At 40.8% G+C, this 2,588-nt stretch carries 1 protein-coding gene; it reads left to right on the forward strand.

Annotation, left to right across the window (positions count from 1 at the left end):
• Positions 1 to 150 precede the first annotated feature (150 nt).
• A complete protein-coding gene (locus tag ALO_RS20270; RefSeq protein ID WP_004100041.1) occupies positions 151 to 2,220 on the forward strand; it encodes a TonB-dependent receptor plug domain-containing protein in 2,070 nt (689 codons plus the stop codon).
• The last annotated feature ends 368 nt before the right edge of the window (positions 2,221 to 2,588 follow it).

Raw genomic sequence — 2,588 nt, forward strand, 5'->3', positions numbered from 1 at the left:
TCTTCATTTTTATCCATTTCCTTCACTCCTATATCAGTATGACTAATGAATACTGACTTCGCTTATTCATACTCCCATTATAACTTATTTCTTCTTTTTTGTGCCTCAGCCTATGGGAGCATTATAACCTGCCGAAAAGATCATGACATTATGCTTCTTAAAAGAAATGAATTACAAGGTTATTTTGCTCCAGAGGTTATTGACAAGGATAAAATCTCCATATATTATAGTCTTTGTAATGATAATGATAATCAATATCGAATATTGATGCTCGCAAAAAAGATCAACATAAGGAGCGGGTTTAATGAAAAAAAAGTTAGCGGACTGCTGTGCAGTTTAATCTGCAGTGCAATATTATGGGGGATAGCAGATGACGCATATGCGGAAGAACAGCAATCTAATTTGGATGAATATGTTGTGACCGCAAGCCGTATTCCAGTAAAAAAGAATGAAGTAGCGGCCAATGTTACCATTATAGGAAATGAAGAGATTGAAAAAGGCACTTATAGCAAAGTCTCTGATATCTTGACCGCAAATAGTATAAATATGGGAACAAGCGGTGTTGGTTCTTACCCCATCCTTAATGGCGATGAACGTGTTCTTATCATGGTCGATGGCAGAAAAATGAATTATTCGCACTATAACGGCTTTAGCTTGAATGGGACGAACATTGATAGTATCGCCGTAAAGAATATTGAACGCATTGAAATTGTACGCGGCCCCAATTCTTCTTTGTACGGCAGTGCGGCTGTCGGCGGTGTTATCAACATCATTACAAAACAGGCCAAAGAAAGCAATACAAAAATAACGACGGAATTCGGCACATGGAATTTTGAACGTTATGCCTTAACGACAGAAGGTGTTGACAAAGATATACGCTACTTGCTGACAGTAGATAAACAAAAGAGGGATAATTTTAGTTATGAGAACCCAAGGACAGGGAATAACAGAGAATTTAATTCCAGTGAAGTTGATAAAGAATATGTAAATCTACGTATAGATAAACAATTTGGTAATGATAATGAGCTTTCGCTGGCAGTCGAGAGTATGAAGGACAATGGCGGCTTTGGCATTATGCTGGCTGATGTAGATACGGGTACTGTTTCTAATCCGAATACGCGCAGGAAGCTTTCCGATTCTAATGTTGCACTGACTTATTCATGGAATAAAAGACAAGGTGGGGCGGATAGTTTTCATATCTATCAAAATAATAGTGAGGGAAGTACTCTTTACCCTAGTGGCAGTCTTTATGACTATGATCTCAAAGCAGCTGGGGCGGAATGGCAGCAAAGCTGGATGATAAACGAGAATTATATCTTGGTTGGCGGTGCCGAATTACGAAAGGAAGAAGTAAAAGAACTGACCGGCGGTGTGAATTTACAGGGGGATGTTACGACGAGCGCCGCTTTTATAGAGAACCGGTGGAAGTTAAACAATAATTACTCGCTAACATTAGGCAACCGCTATGATCACCATAGTACTTTCGGCAGTGATGTTACTTCTCATGTATCCCTGAATAAAGCATTATCTTCGGATACGAATGTATATATCTCTTGGGGGCAAGCGGTTAAAAATCCGAGAATACTAGATCTCTATGCCCATACAGCGACATGGCTGCCCAATCCGGATTTAAAACCGGAAACGTCCGAAACAGTTACGCTGGGTATGGATACCAAACTCGGTAAGAAAACAAGTTTGCAGGCCAGTATCTATCAAAGCAGGCTGAAAGATGCTATCGATTGGGAGTATGTGAATCCGGTTGATTACGTTGGCTGGTGGGTCAACGTGGATCGTGAAAAAAGACAAGGTTTGGAGTTGAATGTAGAGAGAAACCTGTCTGACCGTTGGAATGTCAATGCCGGATACTCTTATTCAAAAGTGGAGAAACAAAATGGCGCTGATCATTATGCACTGGATCTGAGCAATAGCCGTCCCAATGCATATTCTTTAGGAGTTAAGTATAATCAGGCTAAATGGAATGTCGGTTTAACAATGCTGGCAGCTACCGGGCGCAGTACGGAAGCCTATACTTCAGATTCATATCTAACTTTGGACATGAATATCCGGTACCAAGCCACAAACGATACGCAGGTTTACTTTAAAGGCTATAACCTGACCAATGAAGGCTATGAAGTAGTTAGCGGCTATCCCTACTATAGTACAGGAGTATATCCGATGGCAGGGAGAAGCTTTATTGTTGGAGTAGAACACCGCATATAGGTTTTTATCCGAATAAGCTAACGGGGCAATTGATTTTAAAAAAAGGTACTGCCTACAATTGTAGTAAGCAGTACCTTTTTATGTTAATTCTTGCCTGTAAGAGAGTGCAGAAAAATTAAATTAAGCTCCTGCACAATGTTCTGATCTCCGCAGGCCCCTTTGTATTTATATGCATTATGAAGCTTGATGAGGATTGTGATTCGGAAGAACCGTCCCGGCACTTTGGTCAATTAGCCTGGAAACCTTATGGAACATAACTTCTCAGCAGCTTCACCGGACCGTGTATTTCATAAGGTCCCAGCGCGGCGGGAATCAGGATGCTGTCCAGCAGTTCTATGTCCTCCCTGCCTTTTTGATAAACAATCTCG

The organism is Acetonema longum DSM 6540, assembly GCF_000219125.1.
Classification (GTDB): Bacteria; Bacillota; Negativicutes; order Sporomusales; family Acetonemataceae; genus Acetonema; species Acetonema longum.

Excerpts from the sequence above, each read along its gene's own strand:
- ALO_RS20270 (WP_004100041.1), top strand. The coding sequence starts at position 151 with ATGCTTCTTAAAAGAAATGAATTACAAGGTTATTTTGCTCCAGAGGTT.